17 protein-coding genes and 3 rRNA genes are annotated in these 18,792 nt (G+C 43.0%); 10 read left to right on the top strand and 10 right to left on the bottom strand.

Features of this window, described 5'->3' with window-relative positions; genetic code table 11:
* The first annotated feature begins 1 nt into the window (after position 1).
* The 10 genes from ispF to rrf all read left to right on the top strand — a co-directional run bounded on the left by ispF (position 2) and on the right by rrf (position 11,182).
* Positions 2–478, top strand: coding sequence for a 2-C-methyl-D-erythritol 2,4-cyclodiphosphate synthase (ispF, locus tag FNT16_RS01705; RefSeq protein WP_185976736.1), 477 nt, complete (start codon positions 2–4; stop codon positions 476–478).
* A complete protein-coding gene (truD, locus tag FNT16_RS01700) occupies positions 475–1,521 on the top strand; it encodes a tRNA pseudouridine(13) synthase TruD (protein ID WP_143869924.1) in 1,047 nt (348 codons plus the stop codon). The genes ispF and truD overlap by 4 nt, the downstream gene beginning before the upstream one ends.
* A complete protein-coding gene (gene surE / locus FNT16_RS01695) occupies positions 1,502–2,254 on the top strand; it encodes a 5'/3'-nucleotidase SurE (protein ID WP_143869923.1) in 753 nt (250 codons plus the stop codon). The genes truD and surE overlap by 20 nt, the downstream gene beginning before the upstream one ends.
* A 44-nt stretch (positions 2,255–2,298) precedes the next feature.
* A complete protein-coding gene (locus FNT16_RS01690; RefSeq protein ID WP_143869922.1) occupies positions 2,299–2,946 on the top strand; it encodes a protein-L-isoaspartate(D-aspartate) O-methyltransferase in 648 nt (215 codons plus the stop codon).
* Between the two features lie 17 nt (positions 2,947–2,963).
* A complete protein-coding gene (locus tag FNT16_RS01685) occupies positions 2,964–3,920 on the top strand; it encodes a DUF368 domain-containing protein (RefSeq protein WP_143869921.1) in 957 nt (318 codons plus the stop codon).
* A 26-nt stretch (positions 3,921–3,946) separates the two neighbouring features.
* Positions 3,947–4,762 (top strand): peptidoglycan DD-metalloendopeptidase family protein, encoded by an 816-nt coding sequence (locus FNT16_RS01680; RefSeq protein ID WP_143869920.1) that lies wholly within the window; start codon positions 3,947–3,949, stop codon positions 4,760–4,762.
* Positions 4,763–4,830: 68 nt separating this feature from the next.
* Positions 4,831–5,805 carry an RNA polymerase sigma factor RpoS gene (gene rpoS, locus FNT16_RS01675; protein WP_143869919.1) on the top strand — a complete coding sequence of 325 codons (975 nt, stop codon included), beginning with the start codon at positions 4,831–4,833 and terminating at the stop codon, positions 5,803–5,805.
* A 510-nt stretch (positions 5,806–6,315) separates the two neighbouring features.
* A 16S ribosomal RNA gene (locus FNT16_RS01670) occupies positions 6,316–7,843 on the top strand.
* Between the two features lie 261 nt (positions 7,844–8,104).
* Positions 8,105–10,980 (top strand): 23S ribosomal RNA (locus FNT16_RS01665).
* An 88-nt stretch (positions 10,981–11,068) separates the two neighbouring features.
* Positions 11,069–11,182, top strand: a 5S ribosomal RNA gene (gene rrf / locus FNT16_RS01660).
* The 16S, 23S and 5S rRNA genes sit together here, the layout of an rRNA operon.
* Before the next feature lie 231 nt (positions 11,183–11,413).
* Here rrf and FNT16_RS01655 read toward each other — a convergent pair.
* The 10 genes from FNT16_RS01655 to FNT16_RS01615 form a co-directional block, all read right to left on the bottom strand.
* The gene (locus FNT16_RS01655; RefSeq protein ID WP_143869918.1) at positions 11,414–12,226 is read right to left on the bottom strand and encodes a DUF2971 domain-containing protein; all 813 of its coding nucleotides are present in this window, start codon (positions 12,224–12,226) and stop codon (positions 11,414–11,416) included.
* Between the two features lie 10 nt (positions 12,227–12,236).
* Positions 12,237–12,713, bottom strand: a complete 477-nt coding sequence (locus FNT16_RS01650; protein WP_143869917.1) for a hypothetical protein — start codon at positions 12,711–12,713, stop codon at positions 12,237–12,239.
* Entirely contained in the window at positions 12,710–13,084 is a 375-nt protein-coding gene (locus FNT16_RS01645; RefSeq protein ID WP_143869916.1) for a Mor transcription activator family protein, read from the bottom strand. Before FNT16_RS01645 ends, FNT16_RS01650 begins: the two co-directional genes overlap by 4 nt.
* Positions 13,077–13,571 (bottom strand): phage protein GemA/Gp16 family protein, encoded by a 495-nt coding sequence (locus FNT16_RS01640; protein WP_143869915.1) that lies wholly within the window; start codon positions 13,569–13,571, stop codon positions 13,077–13,079. Before FNT16_RS01640 ends, FNT16_RS01645 begins: the two co-directional genes overlap by 8 nt.
* 65 nt (positions 13,572–13,636) lie before the next feature.
* Positions 13,637–13,912, bottom strand: a complete 276-nt coding sequence (locus tag FNT16_RS01635; protein WP_143869914.1) for an HU family DNA-binding protein — start codon at positions 13,910–13,912, stop codon at positions 13,637–13,639.
* Between the two features lie 41 nt (positions 13,913–13,953).
* Positions 13,954–14,574: a DUF3164 family protein gene (locus FNT16_RS01630; protein WP_143869913.1), complete on the bottom strand. Its 621-nt coding sequence runs from the start codon at positions 14,572–14,574 to the stop codon at positions 13,954–13,956.
* Positions 14,561–14,725, bottom strand: a complete 165-nt coding sequence (locus tag FNT16_RS20325) for a hypothetical protein (RefSeq protein WP_185976658.1) — start codon at positions 14,723–14,725, stop codon at positions 14,561–14,563. Before FNT16_RS20325 ends, FNT16_RS01630 begins: the two co-directional genes overlap by 14 nt.
* Positions 14,725–15,963 carry an ExeA family protein gene (locus FNT16_RS01625; protein ID WP_143869912.1) on the bottom strand — a complete coding sequence of 413 codons (1,239 nt, stop codon included), beginning with the start codon at positions 15,961–15,963 and terminating at the stop codon, positions 14,725–14,727. The genes FNT16_RS20325 and FNT16_RS01625 overlap by 1 nt, the downstream gene beginning before the upstream one ends.
* Positions 15,964–17,778 (bottom strand): DDE-type integrase/transposase/recombinase, encoded by a 1,815-nt coding sequence (locus FNT16_RS01620; protein WP_143869911.1) that lies wholly within the window; start codon positions 17,776–17,778, stop codon positions 15,964–15,966. It abuts the gene before it with no gap.
* Positions 17,779–17,787: 9 nt separating this feature from the next.
* Positions 17,788–18,789 (bottom strand): hypothetical protein, encoded by a 1,002-nt coding sequence (locus tag FNT16_RS01615; RefSeq protein WP_143869910.1) that lies wholly within the window; start codon positions 18,787–18,789, stop codon positions 17,788–17,790.
* Between the last annotated feature and the right edge of the window lie 3 nt (positions 18,790–18,792).

Here is an 18,792-nt window from a genome sequence, read left to right as displayed (position 1 = left end):
AATAAAAGTTGGTCATGGCTATGACGTACACAAGTTTGGTGAGCAAGGACCTATTACGCTTGGAGGCATTAAAATTCCTTACGAACAAGGTTTTTTAGCGCACTCAGACGGAGATGTATTAATTCACGCATTATGCGATGCCTTGTTAGGGGCTATGGCATTGGGTGATATAGGTAAGCACTTTCCAGATACCTCAGCTGAATTTGAAAATATCGACAGCCGGATTTTACTCCGCCATGTTTATCAGCTGATAACTGATAAAGGATTTCAGTTAGGTAATATAGATGCCACAATCATAGCGCAAGCACCCAAAATGGCACCACATATCCCTAAAATGATTGATATATTGAGCGAAGATTTAAAAACCGAACTATCAAATATAAATATCAAAGCGACAACGACAGAAAAGCTCGGTTTTGCGGGACGCAAAGAAGGCATTGCAGTGCACTGTGTTGTTTTATTGGAACAAACATTATGAACCTAGCTTATTTACATGGTAAACCCGATGCGAGCGGACAAATCCGTTGTTGCAATAGTGATTTTTACGTTGAAGAGTTATTGCACTTTGAACCAGACGGCGCGGGCGAACACCTGTGGTTATGGATAGAAAAAGATGGTCAAAATACCAACTTTGTCGCTAAACAATTAGGCAAAGCTTTCGGTATTGCAGCTAAATTGGTCTCAACCTCCGGGATGAAAGACAGACATGCGGTGACAAAACAATGGTTTTGTTTACCCTGGCCTATTAAAAAAGATATCCCTGAAGTGACATTAGAAAGTGCGCAAATACTTAAAACTGTCCGTCATGGTAAAAAGCTCAAAACTGGGACTCATAAAAATAATTTATTCCGGCTGAAAATCGCTTTACAGTCATATAATAAAGAAACCTTGGTACAACGGTTAGAAAAAATTCAAGCATATGGTGTTGCCAATTATTTTGGCGAGCAGCGATTTGGCCGTAACGGTGATAATGTTGAAAATGCGATTAAAATGCTATCAGGCGAATTAATAGTAAAAGACCGTAAGTTAAAAAGTATTTATTTATCTGCAGCGCGTTCAGAGGTGTTTAATCAAGTTTTACATCAACGTATTGTTGCTGATTTATTTAAACCATTAGAAGGTGATGCATTTATCTTATCCGGCTCTCATTCGTATTTTGTTGAAGAGCACCTCACCGATGACACTTTGTCTCGCTTTGCCAGTGCAGATATATTATTAAGTGGCCCATTAGTCGGTGAGGGTGAACCTATTGTCAAAAATAAGTCACTTGAGTTTGAAAAGCATGCATTAGCAGAGCAGCAGAATTTAGTCGATGCATTAAGCCAAGCCGGTTTAAAACAAGACCGCCGAGCGTTGCAGTTGCGCGCCGAAAACTTTACATGGCAATTCGTTGACGGAGAAGAGCAAAGTTACTTAGAGCTGAGCTTTGTTTTGCCGGCTGGTTGTTTTGCAACATCGATCTTGCGCGAAATATTGCTATATCAAGATATGGGACAAACACATGCGAATACTTCTAAGTAATGATGACGGTGTTTATGCGCCGGGTTTACTAGCATTATACAATGAGCTCAATAAGCAACATGATGTAACCGTTATAGCACCCGATCGAAATTGCAGTGGCGCAAGCAATAGTCTGACATTGAGTAATCCACTGCGTGTACAACAGCTCAATAATGGCTTTTTTATGGTAAATGGTACGCCAACGGACTGTGTCCATATAGGCGTGAATAAATTGATGCAAGAAAAGCCGGATATCGTTGTCTCAGGGATCAATCATGGTGCAAATCTAGGAGATGATGTGATTTATTCTGGTACAGTTGCAGCCGCAACGGAAGGGCGCCATTTGGGATTGCCCGCAATTGCGATATCGTTAAATAGCCATAAATCTAATGATTTCGCATTTGCTGCTGAATTCGCAGGAAAGCTTATTTCACAAATTAAGCAGCATCCAATACCACCGGATCAAATTTTGAATGTAAATGTACCGGCTGTCGATAAATCTGAAATACAAGGTGTAAAAACGACCCGTTGTGGGCGTCGCCACCAAGCAGAAAGTATGGTTAAAATGACGGACCCGCATGGACGAGAGGTTTATTGGTACGGACCGGTTGGTGCGATAAAAGATGCAACAGAAGGAACTGACTTTTACGCAATGGAAAATAATTATGTTTCAATTACACCTTTAACGGTTGATATGACAGCATATAAAAGCGTGGCTTTGTTAGATTCTTGGTTAGCAGATATAAAAATCTGATAAAATTATTTCGATTAATTTAAAACAATGGTGTAGTGAAACCCATGTCTGTAAGTTTAAATGTTGCACGCAGTGGCGAGCGTTTAGCCCAGCTTTTGGTACAAGATGGCATTAAAGATGAGCGAGTATTAGCGGCGATTGCCAGAGTACCTCGCCATGCATTTGTTCAACCTGCTTTAACTCACAAAGCATATGAAAATACTGCGTTACCCATAGGTAAAGGGCAAACTATTTCACAGCCAGCAATTGTTGCCCGTATGACTGAAATTATTCTGGCAGCGCAAATACCTGTTAAAAATGTATTGGAAATAGGTACAGGGTGTGGATACCAAACAGCGGTGTTAGCGCAATTAGTGGACCGCGTATATTCAGTTGAAAGAATTGCTTCGTTGCAGTTTCAAGCGCGCAGACTATTACGCCAATTAGATTTACACAACATTAATTTAAAACACGGAGATGGTTGGAAAGGGTGGAGTAGCAAAGCACCCTTTGATGCCATTCTAGTGACTGCAGCTGCGGCGACGCTACCAGAAAAACTCATGCACCAATTAGTTGATGGTGGTGTGATGGTCGTGCCCGTGGGTACAACAGAGCAAGTGCTAAAAATTGTTATACGTAATGGTGATGATTTTTCGATATCTGATATTGCCAATGTTAAATTTGTGCCCTTGGTTGCGGGTGAAATAGAATAAATTGATTAGGGATTAAAATGTCGCAAAATAAAAAACGCAGCCGTACAGAGTACGCTCTATTAACAGCTAAGGGTATGGCAATGGGCGCTGCTGATGTCGTTCCGGGAGTCTCGGGTGGTACAATTGCTTTCATTACAGGGATTTATGATGAATTGCTTAGTTCGTTAAAAAAAATTGGCCCTGAATCCGTTACCATTTTATTGACTAAAGGTATAAGTGAGTTTTGGTCACATATAAATGGTTGGTTCTTGCTTTCAGTGTTCGGGGGTATTTTATTAAGCCTTAAAACGTTTGCAGCACTTATGACCATTGCATTAAGCACTGAGCCTTTATTGGTATGGGGATTTTTTTCTGGTTTAATTTTAGCTTCTGTTTATTTATTGGTTAAATCAGCTACTGCATGGCGTTGGTTCGAGTGGTTAGGCTTAGCTCTCGGTGTGGCTGTTGTGGTTGGTGTATCAATTGCCAAACCGGCACAGTTACCGGGTGACTGGTGGGTACTGTTTTTTGGTGGGTTTGTTGCGATTTGTGCGATGATTCTACCAGGTATTTCGGGGAGTTTTATACTGTTACTCGTTGGCCTGTATCCAGTATTTTTAGCCGCAATTAACGATATGAATTTAATCGCATTGGCTAGTTTTGGCGCTGGCTGTATTTGTGGTTTATTGATTTTTTCTAGGTTCTTAAGTTGGTTACTGGAAAAATATCACAGTACCACTATTGCTGTATTGATAGGCTTTTTAATTGGCTCGTTAAATGTAACTTGGCCTTGGAAACATACTTTGCAGACTTATACCAATCGTCACGGTGAAGAAGTGCCTTTGATACAGGAGAATGTGTTACCCGCAACTTACACGACAGTTAACCAAGAACCCAACCAATTGGTATTTGTGTTAGCTGCTATGGCGATTGGGTTGGCACTTGTGGTTGGTTTAGAATATGTAGCAAGCAAGTATTCTGAAAATGAACAATAGTTGAGTAATCAGAACTGGGTTGTTGAATGGAAAAAAGAACCACGGTAACGAGCGTTTTTGCAATAAGCATTATATTGCTTGTCGGTTGCGCACAGAGAAACAACCCAGCACCCGTTGATTCAGTCTATCGTGGAAAAAGTATTTTTGATTTTTCCCCTAATAGTTTAACTGCACCTGAATATGTCGTTGAAAAAGGCGACACCCTCTATAGTATAGCGTTTAGAGCCGGTATTGATTTCAAAGACTTGGCTCGTTTTAACCAAATTTCCCCGCCGTATGCGATCTTTCCCGGTCAGAAAATTCGTCTAAATAAAAGCTATAAAGCTAAATCGAATAAAAACGTAATTTCGAAGAAACAAAAAGATATAAAGAGATCTGAAAAAAAGGTTGAACAAGCTAAAAAGCAGGAGTATGTTAAACAAGGTAAACAAAATGTTACAAAAGGTAAGTCGGAAGGCAGTTTTGATCTGAAAAAGTGGCGCTGGCCTGCAAATGGGAAAATCATTGCGCGATTCTCTCACAAGGAATTAGGAAATAAAGGACTTGAAATAGCAGGCCAACGAGGCGACCCTATATTTGCAGCGAATTCTGGAAAAGTTGTATATGCTGGCAAAGCCTTACGGGGCTATGGTAATTTAATCATCATAAAACATTCAGACGACTACTTAAGTGCTTATGCACACAATCAGCGTATTAGAGTGCAAGAGAAAGATTGGATTATGGCTGGGCAGCATATAGCTGATATGGGAGATAGCGACGCAGATCAGGTTAAACTGCGTTTTGAAATTCGTTACCGCGGAAGTACAGTTGACCCCGAAAGGTTTCTACCAACCAACAGGTGATGCTGTGGATACAAAAGGACAGTTGAAAGGCGATTGTTGCTGTAATTGATTTAACCGGGAGATGAAATATGGGCCAGGCAAAAAGCACGAACAAAAACGTTGTTGAAGCTAATAATCAATTTGAGGCAACCGATGTCGTAGTCGATGATGTTGAAGATGCCGAAACTAATACTGTTGAAGAAGCAGTCTCTTCTGAAGATTTAAATAAAACGTTAGATGCAACGCAGTTGTATTTAGGTGAAATTGGGTTTTCCCCATTATTATCTGCAGAAGAAGAAGTGTTTTTCGCCCGCAAAGCGTTAAAAGGCTGCGATGCTTCACGTAAACGAATGATAGAAAGTAACCTGAGATTAGTCGTTAAAATCGCTAGACGTTATAACAACCGTGGGCTTGCGTTACTAGATTTGATTGAAGAAGGTAACTTAGGTTTGATTAGAGCTGTTGAAAAATTTGATCCTGAAAGAGGTTTTCGTTTTTCAACATATGCAACTTGGTGGATTCGCCAGACGATAGAACGTGCAATTATGAATCAAACTCGAACGATTCGCTTGCCAATTCATGTCGTTAAAGAATTAAATGTATATTTACGAACCGCACGTGAGCTAGCTCAACAACTCGATCATGAACCAACGGCAGAAGAAATAGCCCTTAAGTTAGACAAGCCTGTATCTGAAGTCAGCAAAATGCTTCGTCTGAATGAAAAAATAAGCTCAGTTGATACGCCTATGGGCGGAGATTCAGAGAAAGGTTTATTGGATATCTTGTCAGATGAAAGATTCGATGGACCGGAAGAACAACTTCAAGATTCAGATATTAAAAATAATATTGTTCATTGGTTGGAAGAGCTAAACCCGAAACAAAGAGAAGTTCTTGCTCGACGATTTGGCTTGTTAGGCTATGAAGCTTCTACGTTAGAAGACGTTGGTAAAGAAATTGGGCTTACTAGAGAGAGAGTACGTCAAATTCAAGTTGAGGCGTTACGTCGATTAAAAGATATTTTGTCACATCAAGGTTTGTCGATGGAATCTCTATTCCAGATGTAAGCAATCGGTAAACTTGCAAATTCGATGATATATCTATATTGCTAAAAGCTGGGATTATCCAGCTTTTTTGATTTCAGACTCTAAATTGATTGTTTAATGACCAGGTTGTTTGTTATTTAATCGAACAAACAAAAAACTGAAATAAATCGATAAAAAGCATTGACGGGTTTTAATTAATCCCTATAATGCGCCCCCACAACGCAGCGACACGGCAACAAGCAAACAGCTTAAAAGCCAACTCAAAGCGCCAAAGTTGAAAAGCAAAACATCAAACGAAAGTGAGATAAATAAAGGCTTGACAACGAAAATGAGAAGCGTAAGATACGCGCCTCACTGAAACGGACTAACGGTTCGAACTTCAGAAAACGTTCTTTAAAAATTAGTAACCTTATTATTTATCTGTGTGGGCACTCGCATAGTTTGAATAGATACAAAATATTCAATCTAGTGAAGTGACTACTGTTAATTCAGAATGTTAAATCAGTAAGATTGAGACAAAGATTAAAACTTTCTATGAAGAGTTTGATCATGGCTCAGATTGAACGCTGGCGGCAGGCCTAACACATGCAAGTCGAGCGGAAACGATGAGAGCTTGCTCTCAGGCGTCGAGCGGCGGACGGGTGAGTAATGCTTGGGGATCTGCCTTGTTGTGGGGGATAACCATTGGAAACGATGGCTAATACCGCATAATACCTACGGGTTAAAGGGGGCTTTGGCTCCTGCGACGAGATGAACCCAAGTGAGATTAGCTTGTTGGTGAGGTAATGGCTCACCAAGGCGACGATCTCTAGCTGGTCTGAGAGGATGGTCAGCCACACTGGGACTGAGACACGGCCCAGACTCCTACGGGAGGCAGCAGTGGGGAATATTGCACAATGGGGGAAACCCTGATGCAGCCATGCCGCGTGTGTGAAGAAGGCCTTCGGGTTGTAAAGCACTTTCAGTCAGGAGGAAAGGGTGATGGCTAATACCCATCATCTGTGACGTTACTGACAGAAGAAGCACCGGCTAACTCCGTGCCAGCAGCCGCGGTAATACGGAGGGTGCAAGCGTTAATCGGAATTACTGGGCGTAAAGCGCACGTAGGTGGATTGATAAGTTGGATGTGAAAAACCGGGGCTCAACCTCGGCTGTGCATTCAAAACTGTCAGTCTAGAGTAAGGGAGAGGGGGGTAGAATTCCAGGTGTAGCGGTGAAATGCGTAGAGATCTGGAGGAATACCGGTGGCGAAGGCGGCCCCCTGGCCCATTACTGACACTGAGGTGCGAAAGCGTGGGTAGCGAACAGGATTAGATACCCTGGTAGTCCACGCCGTAAACGATGTCTACTTGTTGTTTGTGTCTTTAAGACGTGAGTAACGAAGCTAACGCGCTAAGTAGACCGCCTGGGGAGTACGGCCGCAAGGTTAAAACTCAAATGAATTGACGGGGGCCCGCACAAGCGGTGGAGCATGTGGTTTAATTCGATGCAACGCGAAGAACCTTACCATCCCTTGACATCCACAGGATTAAGCAGAGATGCTTAAGTGCCTTCGGGAACTGTGAGACAGGTGCTGCATGGCTGTCGTCAGCTCGTGTTGTGAAATGTTGGGTTAAGTCCCGCAACGAGCGCAACCCTTATCCTTAGTTACCAGCCTTAAGTTGGGGACTCTAAGGAGACTGCCGGTGACAAACCGGAGGAAGGTGGGGACGACGTCAAGTCATCATGGCCCTTACGGGATGGGCTACACACGTGCTACAATGGACAGTACAGAGGGCAGCTAACTTGCGAGAGTACGCGAATCCCTTAAAGCTGTTCGTAGTCCGGATTGGAGTCTGCAACTCGACTCCATGAAGTCGGAATCGCTAGTAATCGCAGATCAGAATGCTGCGGTGAATACGTTCCCGGGCCTTGTACACACCGCCCGTCACACCATGGGAGTGGGCTGCAAAAGAAGTAGGTAGCTTAACATTGGGCGCTTACCACTTTGTGGTTCATGACTGGGGTGAAGTCGTAACAAGGTAGCCCTAGGGGAACCTGGGGCTGGATCACCTCCTTAACGATGCTATTTAAATATGCAGAGTGTTCACACAGATAAATAACGGTTACTGATAATAAAGAAAAGTGCAAAAGCGCTAAGTCATGTGTTTACAGGCTAAACATATTGCTTAAAGCTTTTAAGCTTTATGCTCTTTAAAAATCTGGACAGTAGTAAAAAAGTTAAATGCGTTAAAAAAAACGGTTTAATCAAGTAAGACCATAGTATTCAATCAACGTAAAAGCGTTTAATGATACGATTCGATAAACATTCGGGTTGTATGGTTAAGTGACTAAGCGTACACGGTGGATGCCTTGGCAATTGGAGGCGATGAAGGACGTGTTAATCTGCGATAAGCTGTGACGAGTCGATAAAAGACGCATGAGTTACAGATTTCCGAATGGGGCAACCCACCCTTTTAGGGTATCTTGCACTGAATACATAGGTGTAAGAAGCGAACCGGGAGAACTGAAACATCTAAGTACCCCGAGGAAAAGAAATCAACCGAGATTCCCTAAGTAGCGGCGAGCGAAAGGGGAAGAGCCGATGATAAATGAATTAGTAGAATGAGCTGGAAAGCTCAGCCATAGTAGGTGATAGCCCTGTATATGAAGATTCATTAATCACGTATTAAGTAGGTCGGGACACGTGTTATCTTGACTGAAGACGGGGGGACCATCCTCCAAGGCTAAATACTCCCAATTGACCGATAGTGAACCAGTACCGTGAGGGAAAGGCGAAAAGAACCCCTGTGAGGGGAGTGAAATAGAACCTGAAACCGTGTACGTACAAGCAGTGGGAGCAGACTTGTTCTGTGACTGCGTACCTTTTGTATAATGGGTCAGCGACTTATATTTAGTAGCAAGGTTAACCGAATAGGGTAGCCGTAGCGAAAGCGAGTGTTAACTGCGCGTAGAGTTGCTAGGTATAGACCCGAAACCCGGCGATCTACCCATGGGCAGGTTGAAGGTTGAGTAACATCAACTGGAGGACCGAACCGACTAATGTTGAAAAATTAGCGGATGACTTGTGGGTCGGAGTGAAAGGCTAATCAAGCCGGGAGATAGCTGGTTCTCCCCGAAAGCTATTTAGGTAGCGCCTCGGACGAACACCTACGGGGGTAGAGCACTGTTAAGGCTAGGGGGTCATCCCGACTTACCAACCCTTTGCAAACTCCGAATACCGTAGAGTGCTATCCGGGAGACACACGGTGGGTGCTAACGTCCATCGTGAAGAGGGCAACAACCCAGACCGCCAGCTAAGGTCCCAAATGCTTATTAAGTGGGAAACGATGTGGGAAGGCTTAGACAGCTAGGAGGTTGGCTTAGAAGCAGCCACCCTTTAAAGAAAGCGTAATAGCTCACTAGTCGAGTCGGCCTGCGCGGAAGATGTAACGGGGCTAAATAAGCAACCGAAGCTGCGGATTTGAACGTAAGTTCAAGTGGTAGGGGAGCGTTCTGTAAGCTGTTGAAGGTGAACTGAGAAGTTTGCTGGAGGTATCAGAAGTGCGAATGCTGACATGAGTAACGATAAAGGGGGTGAAAAACCCCCTCGCCGAAAGACCAAGGTTTCCTGTCCCATGCTAATCAGGGCAGGGTAAGTCGGCCCCTAAGGTGAGGGCGAAAGCCGTAATCGATGGGAAACGGGTTAATATTCCCGTACTTTTAATAACTGCGATGGAGAGACGGAGAAGGCTAAACTGGCTTGGTGATGGTTATCCAAGTGAAAGTAAGTAGGCTGGTGTTCTAGGCAAATCCGGAACACTAAGGCTGAGATACGAGACGAGACACTAAGGTGTTGAAGTAGTTGATGCCCGGCTTCCAGGAAAATCTTCTAAGCTTCAGGTTATTAAGAACCGTACCCCAAACCGACACAGGTGGTCAGGTAGAGAATACTAAGGCGCTTGAGAGAACCCGGGTGAAGGAACTAGGCAAAATAGTACCGTAACTTCGGGAGAAGGTACGCCACGTTATTGTGAAAGTCTTAACGACTGGAGCGAGAGGTGGTCGAAGTAACCAGGTGGCTGGAACTGTTTATTAAAAACACAGCACTGTGCAAAATCGAGAGATGACGTATACGGTGTGACACCTGCCCGGTGCCGGAAGGTTAATTGATGGGGTTAGCGTAAGCGAAGCTCTTGATCGAAGCCCCGGTAAACGGCGGCCGTAACTATAACGGTCCTAAGGTAGCGAAATTCCTTGTCGGGTAAGTTCCGACCTGCACGAATGGTGTAATCATGGCCACGCTGTCTCCACCCGGGACTCAGTGAAATTGAAATTGCGGTGAAGATGCCGTATACCCGCGGCTAGACGGAAAGACCCCGTGAACCTTTACTACAGCTTGGCAGTGAACATTGAACCTACATGTGTAGGATAGGTGGGAGGCTATGAAGCAGCGTCGCCAGATGTTGTGGAGCCATCCTTGAAATACCACCCTTGTATGTTTGATGTTCTAACGTAGTCCCCTAATCGGGGATGCGGACACTGCCTGGTGGGTAGTTTGACTGGGGCGGTCTCCTCCCAAAGCGTAACGGAGGAGCACGAAGGTTGGCTAAGTACGGTCGGACATCGTACGGTTAGTGCAATGGCATAAGCCAGCTTAACTGCGAGACAGACACGTCGAGCAGGTGCGAAAGCAGGTCATAGTGATCCGGTGGTTCTGAATGGAAGGGCCATCGCTCAACGGATAAAAGGTACTCCGGGGATAACAGGCTGATACCGCCCAAGAGTTCATATCGACGGCGGTGTTTGGCACCTCGATGTCGGCTCATCACATCCTGGGGCTGAAGTCGGTCCCAAGGGTATGGCTGTTCGCCATTTAAAGTGGTACGCGAGCTGGGTTTAGAACGTCGTGAGACAGTTCGGTCCCTATCTGCCGTGGGCGTTTGATAATTGAGGGGGGCTTCTCCTAGTACGAGAGGACCGGAGTGGACGAACCTCTGGTGTTCCGGTTGTTATGCCAATAGCATTGCCGGGTAGCTAAGTTCGGAATCGATAACCGCTGAAAGCATCTAAGCGGGAAGCGAGCCCCGAGATGAGTTGTCACAGACCTTTAAGGTCCTGTAGGGCCCTTGTAGACTACGAGGTTGATAGGTTGGATGTGTAAGTGCTGTGAGGCATTGAGCTAACCAATACTAATTGCCCGTGCGGCTTAACCATACAACGCCGAATGTTTATTGAATATGAATATGAAAGATTAAGCTTGAGCGCATGAGAATTACTACTGTTCGAGATTTAACAGTTTATGCCTGGCGGCGATAGCATTGTGGAACCACCTGATCCATTTCGAACTCAGAAGTGAAACACAATAGCGGCGATGGTAGTGTGGGGTTTCCCATGTGAGAGTAGCACACTGCCAGGCTTCAAATTAGATTGGTTGATAAAATAGATTAAGACAAAAAAATTAATAAAAATTAATCAAAAAGTATTATCAACTGATAAAAGTATATTAAGCCCATCTCGAAAGAGATGGGCTTTTTGCGTTTAGAGCTTAAATTGATCTAACTTAAGATAAATAACCAATAAATTTGCGAAAAATACCGGGAATAAGTGAAATTATGCGGGAAAGTGAGTTACAAATATTATTCAATAGTTAATATTGTAACTCCCTAATGCCAAGCTCGTAAGTGCCTTGTTTTATATACGCTTGGTAGAGCTTAATTCCGCTACCGGTTTTTTCAATGATTGAACTCAAAATTCCCTTGATACTTTCAATTTCATCTTGCTTCGTCTTTACACCGATAATTACTTCCCTGATTAACTCTCTTTTATATCGAAAGATGCCCGCACCTTTTTTATAAGAAATGCATCTATATTCCTGCTCGTATTCCCATTGTCTAGCTTTCGTGAAAAATACTGATAGAGATTTAAAGTCCACTTGTTTACCACTATTAGTTGACTTATTTAATGTTCGTACTGGTCTATCGTCGCTATATTTCACTTGAAAGCATACCAGATCTTGTTGCCAATCATCATATGGTGGAACATCTTGTCTTGTATATGTTTTGGTATATTCTAAGGGAATGCATTCAAATCCAACGACAAAGCCTTTGTGATAGTCTGCATAATGAGACCACATTAAAATATTTTTCGGACATCTGGTGAAGCATGTTATACCAGTTTTACTATCCTGAAATATCTTTTCAAAATTGCCTTGGTCGTAGTTCTTTAAGGCGTTATGGATACGTTGATGTTTTTGCTCTATACGTTTTGCTGGAGCTAAATTTTTGGACTTTCCAATACTGTGGTAGTTTTGCCGAAAGTAGTTCTCAAGTTCATCCCGGTCATAATAAGCCAAACAGTCAAATGGGTCGTTAAATTGATCTGGTGCGGTGTATTTTAAGGTGTTTTCAGTAAGGATTTTTTTCGCCCCTTCATTAAGAGGGCTGTATTTGTACAAGATCATTTTAAAGTACTTATTTTGTTAATATCGGTTTCAATCTATCAAAATGCGCTTGTTGCTGTCTAGCTAACTCTTCTGCTGTGAACTGTCTATTTATAGGGTTTATTGTGGTTTTTGTTGGCTGAACCGGTGTATGGTAGTTAGATTTGAGGGTTTCAATTACAGATTTTAGGTATGCGTGATCTTTAAGTGGCTTTGCCTTACTTTCAACACGTTTAGCTCTGATTTGTTGCACAGTTACGTCGCAAGCTTCGGCTATTAATTTTCGGTTTGAATGAAAACCAAGCACTTCATTTAATAATTTAAGTGCTCGGGCGTTGTTTAGGTCGCTTTTAGCGGGTTTGAATAGGCCAATGTACGCCAATACAGGTGGCGCACACCAAGTTTCTAATTTTGTCACTGCGATTAAAAGATCACGACCTGCTTGATCTTCAACTAACGAAAGTAAATCAATATGAGTATGGCATACAGGGCAACGAGCAAGCTTCATGCGTCCCCCTGATAGAACATATCAGCTTGCGGTAAATCGTTATTTTCGCGTTTATGCTGCAAAATTTGTTTATAGATACGGTATATGTGCTGGATTGAATAACCATATTTTCTAGCCAACTCAGCTTGGTTATTTCCTGTAAACTCTTCAAAAATTTTCATTTGTTGCAGCACTGCGTCTAAATTTTTACCTTTTGGTATATATAAAACTAATCCACCATGCTGTTTGCGAACAAAATCGACTGCATCCCAGGCACATTTGTTTGCGATAGTTTCATCAACACCCGCATTAACCAAAGACTCAGCTAATTGAGCCGACATGCACATTAAAAACTCGGTACCTTGTTTTTCTTTTACAACAGTATCAGCCATTTGCAGCCTCCTTAACACAACGCGCTTTCCATTTTTTAAGGCGATTAATTACCGGGTGAATGCACTTTGTTGGAATGTTATTTAATGTACGAGGTACTGCTACTTTCTCGGGCCAGTCAGCTTTAAGCTGATTCCACGTATAATTAAAAATCGCCTCTTCAGACCTAGAATGAATAAATCCTGCATCACACATTTCAAACCATACAGAGCGCAATTTATCGTGAACAGTTCCGCGTCCTTTAGGGCTGTAAAAACCTGCTGGTTTATTGCCTGTTCGCTTTTTGCTAGTTGGTTTAAACCCAAGATTTTTTAAATGTTCAAGATAATTGGCTAGTTCTAAGCGTGTCATCTGAGTTGTAGAGTTCGTTCGCTGACCAGAAAAGTGTAAGCAATTCATTTGATGGACGTCGTTATCAATACGTAACTGAGACTTAGCAATATGAATTAATTGAATATATTGTTTATGTCGCTTCAAAAATGTAGTCATGCAAACCACCGTTTATTCATTAATAAAGTGAAAGCCCCCGCAGGGGCTTGTTGATTTAGTTAAAATTAAGAATTAACAGCTTCTTTTAACGCTTTACCTGGCTTAAATTTCGGAACATTTGCCGCAGCAATTTTAATCGTTTCGCCAGTGGCAGGATTGCGTCCTTCGCGAGCAGCACGTTTACTCACACTAAACGAGCCAAAACCAACCAAATCAACCTTACCGCCTTCAGCCAATTCAGCTTTAACCGCATCAACCAATGCATCAACAGCACGATTTGCATCCGCTTTTGTAATATCAGCCTGTGTTGCAATTTGTTCTACTAATTGAGATTTATTCATAATAATGACCTTCTATTGTTTATGTTGAAAATGAAGGCTGACTAAACGCCAGCCAAATCTAGTGAAATGGGTACATACTGCTGACTATCGCCAACACGCTTGTATAAACGGATGTAACTTTTGCTACCGACAACTTGCAAAGCTTCGGATACTGCGGTCATCGCTTTTAACCAGCGTTCGTCTTTTATATCTAAACGACGTAATCCCAGAACTCGCGCTGTGTTAATTTTGCCCTCTTTATCTACATCGAAAGCGCGATCAATAATTGCTTTTAACTCTGGCACGCTGTCTTTCGTCCATTCCTTTAAGCACGCGTCAATTAACTCTCGTGCGGCTTGCAAACGTTCATCAAACGCAATGTGCTCCTGAATAGATCGAACAATCTTGTACCGACCATCGAATGAATGCAGCGTCACATTGCCTTTTTTACCGCCTAATTTAACGTCGTACTCTTCGGCTGATAGCTCAACAAAAGCATCAATATCAGCAAATGTAGATGCTTTGAATTTAGCGAGTGCTTCTCGCAGTTCTAGGGCTTTTTCAACCACTTCATAAACCAACTCATTTCTAGCTTTATCAATTGGTTTAATCATACTTTCGGGTACGAGTGAACCTTTGGCATCTTGCCAATAACCTGCCGGTATTTCGTTATTTTGGTTCATGGTTTTCTCCTGATTGCTCTAACTCAGGTAAGTCTTCTGGTTGGCCGTAACAACTAGGGCAAGTTAGTGCCCCTTCAGCTATGGCTAAATCAGCTGTAACACCTTTCCAACCGCACAACATACATTCAAATTTTTCATTCACAATTGTCATTAGCTTGCCCCCCTACATTTTTTAATAATCGCAGCGCTTACCAAAGGTTCAGAAACTCTGGCGGCAACATTCATGGCTTCGTTACATAAATTGTTAACGTGTAATTGATACGTCATATCAACAATTGAGTTGTTGCGATTAATGCCATTGCTGCGCGAACCGCACAAACGCTGCTTTATGGCGGCCACAGCATCGTCCGAGAACACATCATCAAAAGCTTTGCGGGCGCGCTTTAATTTAAACTCAATGTAAGCTTGGGTTTCGTCGCCCAAGGCGCGGGTTTCCATGCGTTTACAACGCCAGCTAAATTCACGGGTATTACTGCCGCTTAACGTCTCATGCAACTCAGGTTGGCCCAGTAAAATAACACCTATCACTTTTGTTAAATTGCCAGCAGCCTCGCGTAAACACTTAAGCTGCTTGATTACTGAATAGTGAAGTGCGTGCGCTTCATCCACTAAAAACACAAAGCGCTTACCTTCTTTTGCAAGCTTTTTAACCTCGCGTCGAATTAAACGATCACGCTGTTCAATAGACTGTGGAATAGAATCAATATGCAAAGCTTCAAACACAGCAGCCGTAACCGAGCTAGTGGTAATGCGGTGGCGATCCAACGTAGCTGGCTCAATAATTTGGCAGTACGGGTGTTCATCTTCCAATTCATCAACAAACAACTCTTTTAAAATGGATTTACCGCTGCCGCATTCGCCAATAATGCTAATCATACCGCCCGTGGTTGCAGCGTTAATCATGGCTTCTTTATTCATCAACAAGCTTTGATTCAAATAAATATCCTCTAAACAGTTGATCTCGTTATCAAACGGCTGTCCAGCTAAGCCAAAATGTTTAATCGTATTGTGCTCCAGCATTTCATTCTCCGGTGCTATAAATTCAGTGGTAGGTTCCTCGGCTTGCGCCTTGGTTCGTTTCATATGCATGGCTTCGTGAACTTCAGTTACCGTTACGCCGCCTTTGGTATCTTCAGCCCAAATATCGCTAACGTTTTCAGCAGTACACTCAAGCTTTTCAACAGCAAACTGCTCACACACGCTTTTAATTTGGGCACAAAAGTTTTCACGCTTGGGCCACTCATTGTTTTTAATAATGCGGTTAATAACCGCGGGGCTAACTTGCACCCCTTTAGTTTGTGCAAACGGGCAAATATTTTTTTGATTAATGCCACGTGCTGCCAATAATCGCCCGAGCCTTAAATGCCAGGTCTTAGGTATTGCAGACATTTAGTGTTCTCCAACTACTTTTAATGTAGGTCGCGATAACGCGCCCGATTTAACGTGGTTTGCTATATCGTCTAGTTTTGAAGGGTAAATCTCCTGCTGGTTAATCCACGCTGCCTCGGCAGCACTCAGTGGGCGGTTAATAATGTCGCTAATTTGCATACGGGCCTCTAATGCATCCAACCGTTTTTCACCTTTTTCAGGGGTAAACATTTCAGGTACATCAATTTCGTGGCCTTTGCTTGCAAACGCTGCGGTATGCTGAATATCTTTCAAATGGCTATGGGCATTAATCTCGGTATCAAATGGGGTTTCGTGTTTCTTGCGCGCTTTCTCTGCATCTTCTTGGCTCAAGCCAGCGTAAGCCAATGCATTGGCCGCTTTTTGATTACTGTCAATTTGGTCATCCGCTAAAGCGGCATAACCCTCGCCAATTACTGCACCTTGTAAGCTAAAGCCAAACTCGTCGCGCTCATCAATTTGCACTTGGTGAACAATATCTTTGCCGGATAGTGGGTCTTTGGTGAACACTAAAATATCAGTCGAGCCATCCAAAATAATCGGCGCAACTTTTACTGATTCGCCCACCAAAACACCAAGCAAATTTTTAAGCAAATAAGGCGCGCTTTTACCAATAGCAGGGTGAACAAAGGTAATCACATAATTGTTTTTGACCTTTCGCTCAACCGGCTCATAACTCAGCATATAGCGGCAAATTTGCTCAGGCGGGCAAATGCGTAAATGCTTGCTATACGCAGCTGTATGAATAGTGCGCCAAACATCAAGTCGACTTTTATTGGTTCGGCTTAGCTTTGCATCATAGTTGGGAATAAGATCGGCGTTGTAAGCATTTTGCCAAGCAAACACCGCATCATTCATTTCATCTACCGATTTAACCGGCTCAAGCAACAAACGGCTTTCGAAAAGTTTTTCGACTATATTGTTAGCGTTTTCTACTTGGCCTTTCGCACGTGAATTGCCCGTGTCGTGTGTTCGCAGGTCAACATTCAGCGAATCACACAAACGCTTAACAGGTTTCGCAATATTGGCGGTGCCTCGGTCTACATATAAAATGTATGGCAAACCATGTGCTTCACGTTCTTGCTGTTTTATCCAACACCAAAGTATAAAATCAGCAACCAGCTGCATGCTTTCACCCGCTGCACTGTAATACTTAACCCAAATATGCCCGCTAGTGTGGTCGGTACACACATAACGCCATACACGCAATTTAGCGGTTTTAGTAAATGAGTCCGGTTTATTTTTATAAAAAGCAGATTCATCCGCTAAGCTTTGAAAGACGTTAGAACCTTTCACTTTTTTGCTTTCAGGGTCGTAATAAATCACGCACAACGAAGGGTCAATTTGATGCACGTGATTCGGGTGTAAGCTGCGTAATTGCGTTGCTGCCGAATCGCGCTGCATTGCTTTAGCGTTCATTTTACGCTCGCGTAGTAACCTATTTACCGTGCTTTTACTCATAAAGTCGTACCCGTTTTGGCTGAGTATTGAAATTGCGTTGGGCACTTCCATCATTTGCTTGCCGTTGCTGCGATTGCCGGTATGTAAAGTGGCGGCAACCATTTCTAGTGCAGTTTCGTCTTGAGCCGTTTTTCCTTTGTCACTTCTGGTTTTACGCTTGCTATATTTCAAGCCATGTCTATCCATTTCTCGGTACAGCTTGTGGTGATTCGACCAGCCAAAATAAGCAAGCGCATCGCTAATGATGCTTTGTTTGGTGCCATGCGCAGCTTTTTCTAGTTTCAAAGCAAAATTGCGCAAGGCATCAAAATAATCATGATTTACAGTGGCTGACATGGTCGCTCCTTATTCAGCATTTACTGGCGTAGCTAACTGTTTAATTAATTCCCAGTTAGCTTTCGGTTGATTGGCAAAGTTGCCCATGCTGTGATCAAACTCATCAAACAACGCCGCCGCGCGTTGCAAGGCTTCAAAAAAAGCGGTGTGGGCCTGCGGAATTGCAATTTCTAAAGCACGTTCTAACGCCGTTTCTTGCACTGGGTTGTTGCATTCCATCAGCTTAGTGTTTAGCTGTAGTGCTAAGTCAGACATTTGCATAGCCGCCTCAACCACGCGTAAAGAAGCTTTTTTAGATATTTCTTCAATATCTTTAGTCAGCTCTGAATAGTCGTTCGGTTTTAGGCGCTTCTCTTCCAACTTGATTCTGAGCGATTCAGACTCTTCTTGAGCTTTGCTGTACAAGCTGCGGTTTGCGTTCAAATTGGCTTTAAGGCTGTCTATTTCTTTGGTTTTGTTCGCAAGCTCTGACTCTTTATCGTCTAATTCTTTTTGATGCTTTTCGTCCAATTCGTTAATCAACTGCTGGACGTCTTCTTTTGTCACCTCAGGTTTAGACGTATATTCAGCGACAATCGCTTGCTCGTCATCTGGTAGCTTGCGAGCAAGGCGTAGGGTTTTGGTATTTACTCCTAATCTGTCAAACGCTTCGGCAGCCTCCAAGCCAAACTGTTTCAGATTTGCCAATCTTTCATTAACTACACCTTTCGAGGAGCCTATAAATTGGCAGAAACCTTCCCAAGTATCGGCGGCCGCCGCCGTTTCTCCGTTTGGTAAAATGAATCGTTTGCCTTTGTATGCCTTGTATAGCTTGCGTTCTCTGATTTCTTCCAGTTTCTGTAAAGAGATGGCGTCGCCCAATTTAGCGAAAGAGTTCGCCATTTGTATTTGCCCAACAAGCGTATTCAACTCGTCACGAGATTCACCATAACCATCGTTTAATTTTTGGTATAACGCAGCTTCTTCTGCTGTGGTCATATCCATTACATCTTTGTTATTTGTGGTCATCATTAC

The organism is Catenovulum sediminis, from assembly GCF_007289895.1.
Taxonomy (GTDB): Bacteria; Pseudomonadota; Gammaproteobacteria; order Enterobacterales; family Alteromonadaceae; genus Catenovulum; species Catenovulum sediminis.
This window is presented reverse-complemented; position numbering and strand designations above follow the sequence as displayed.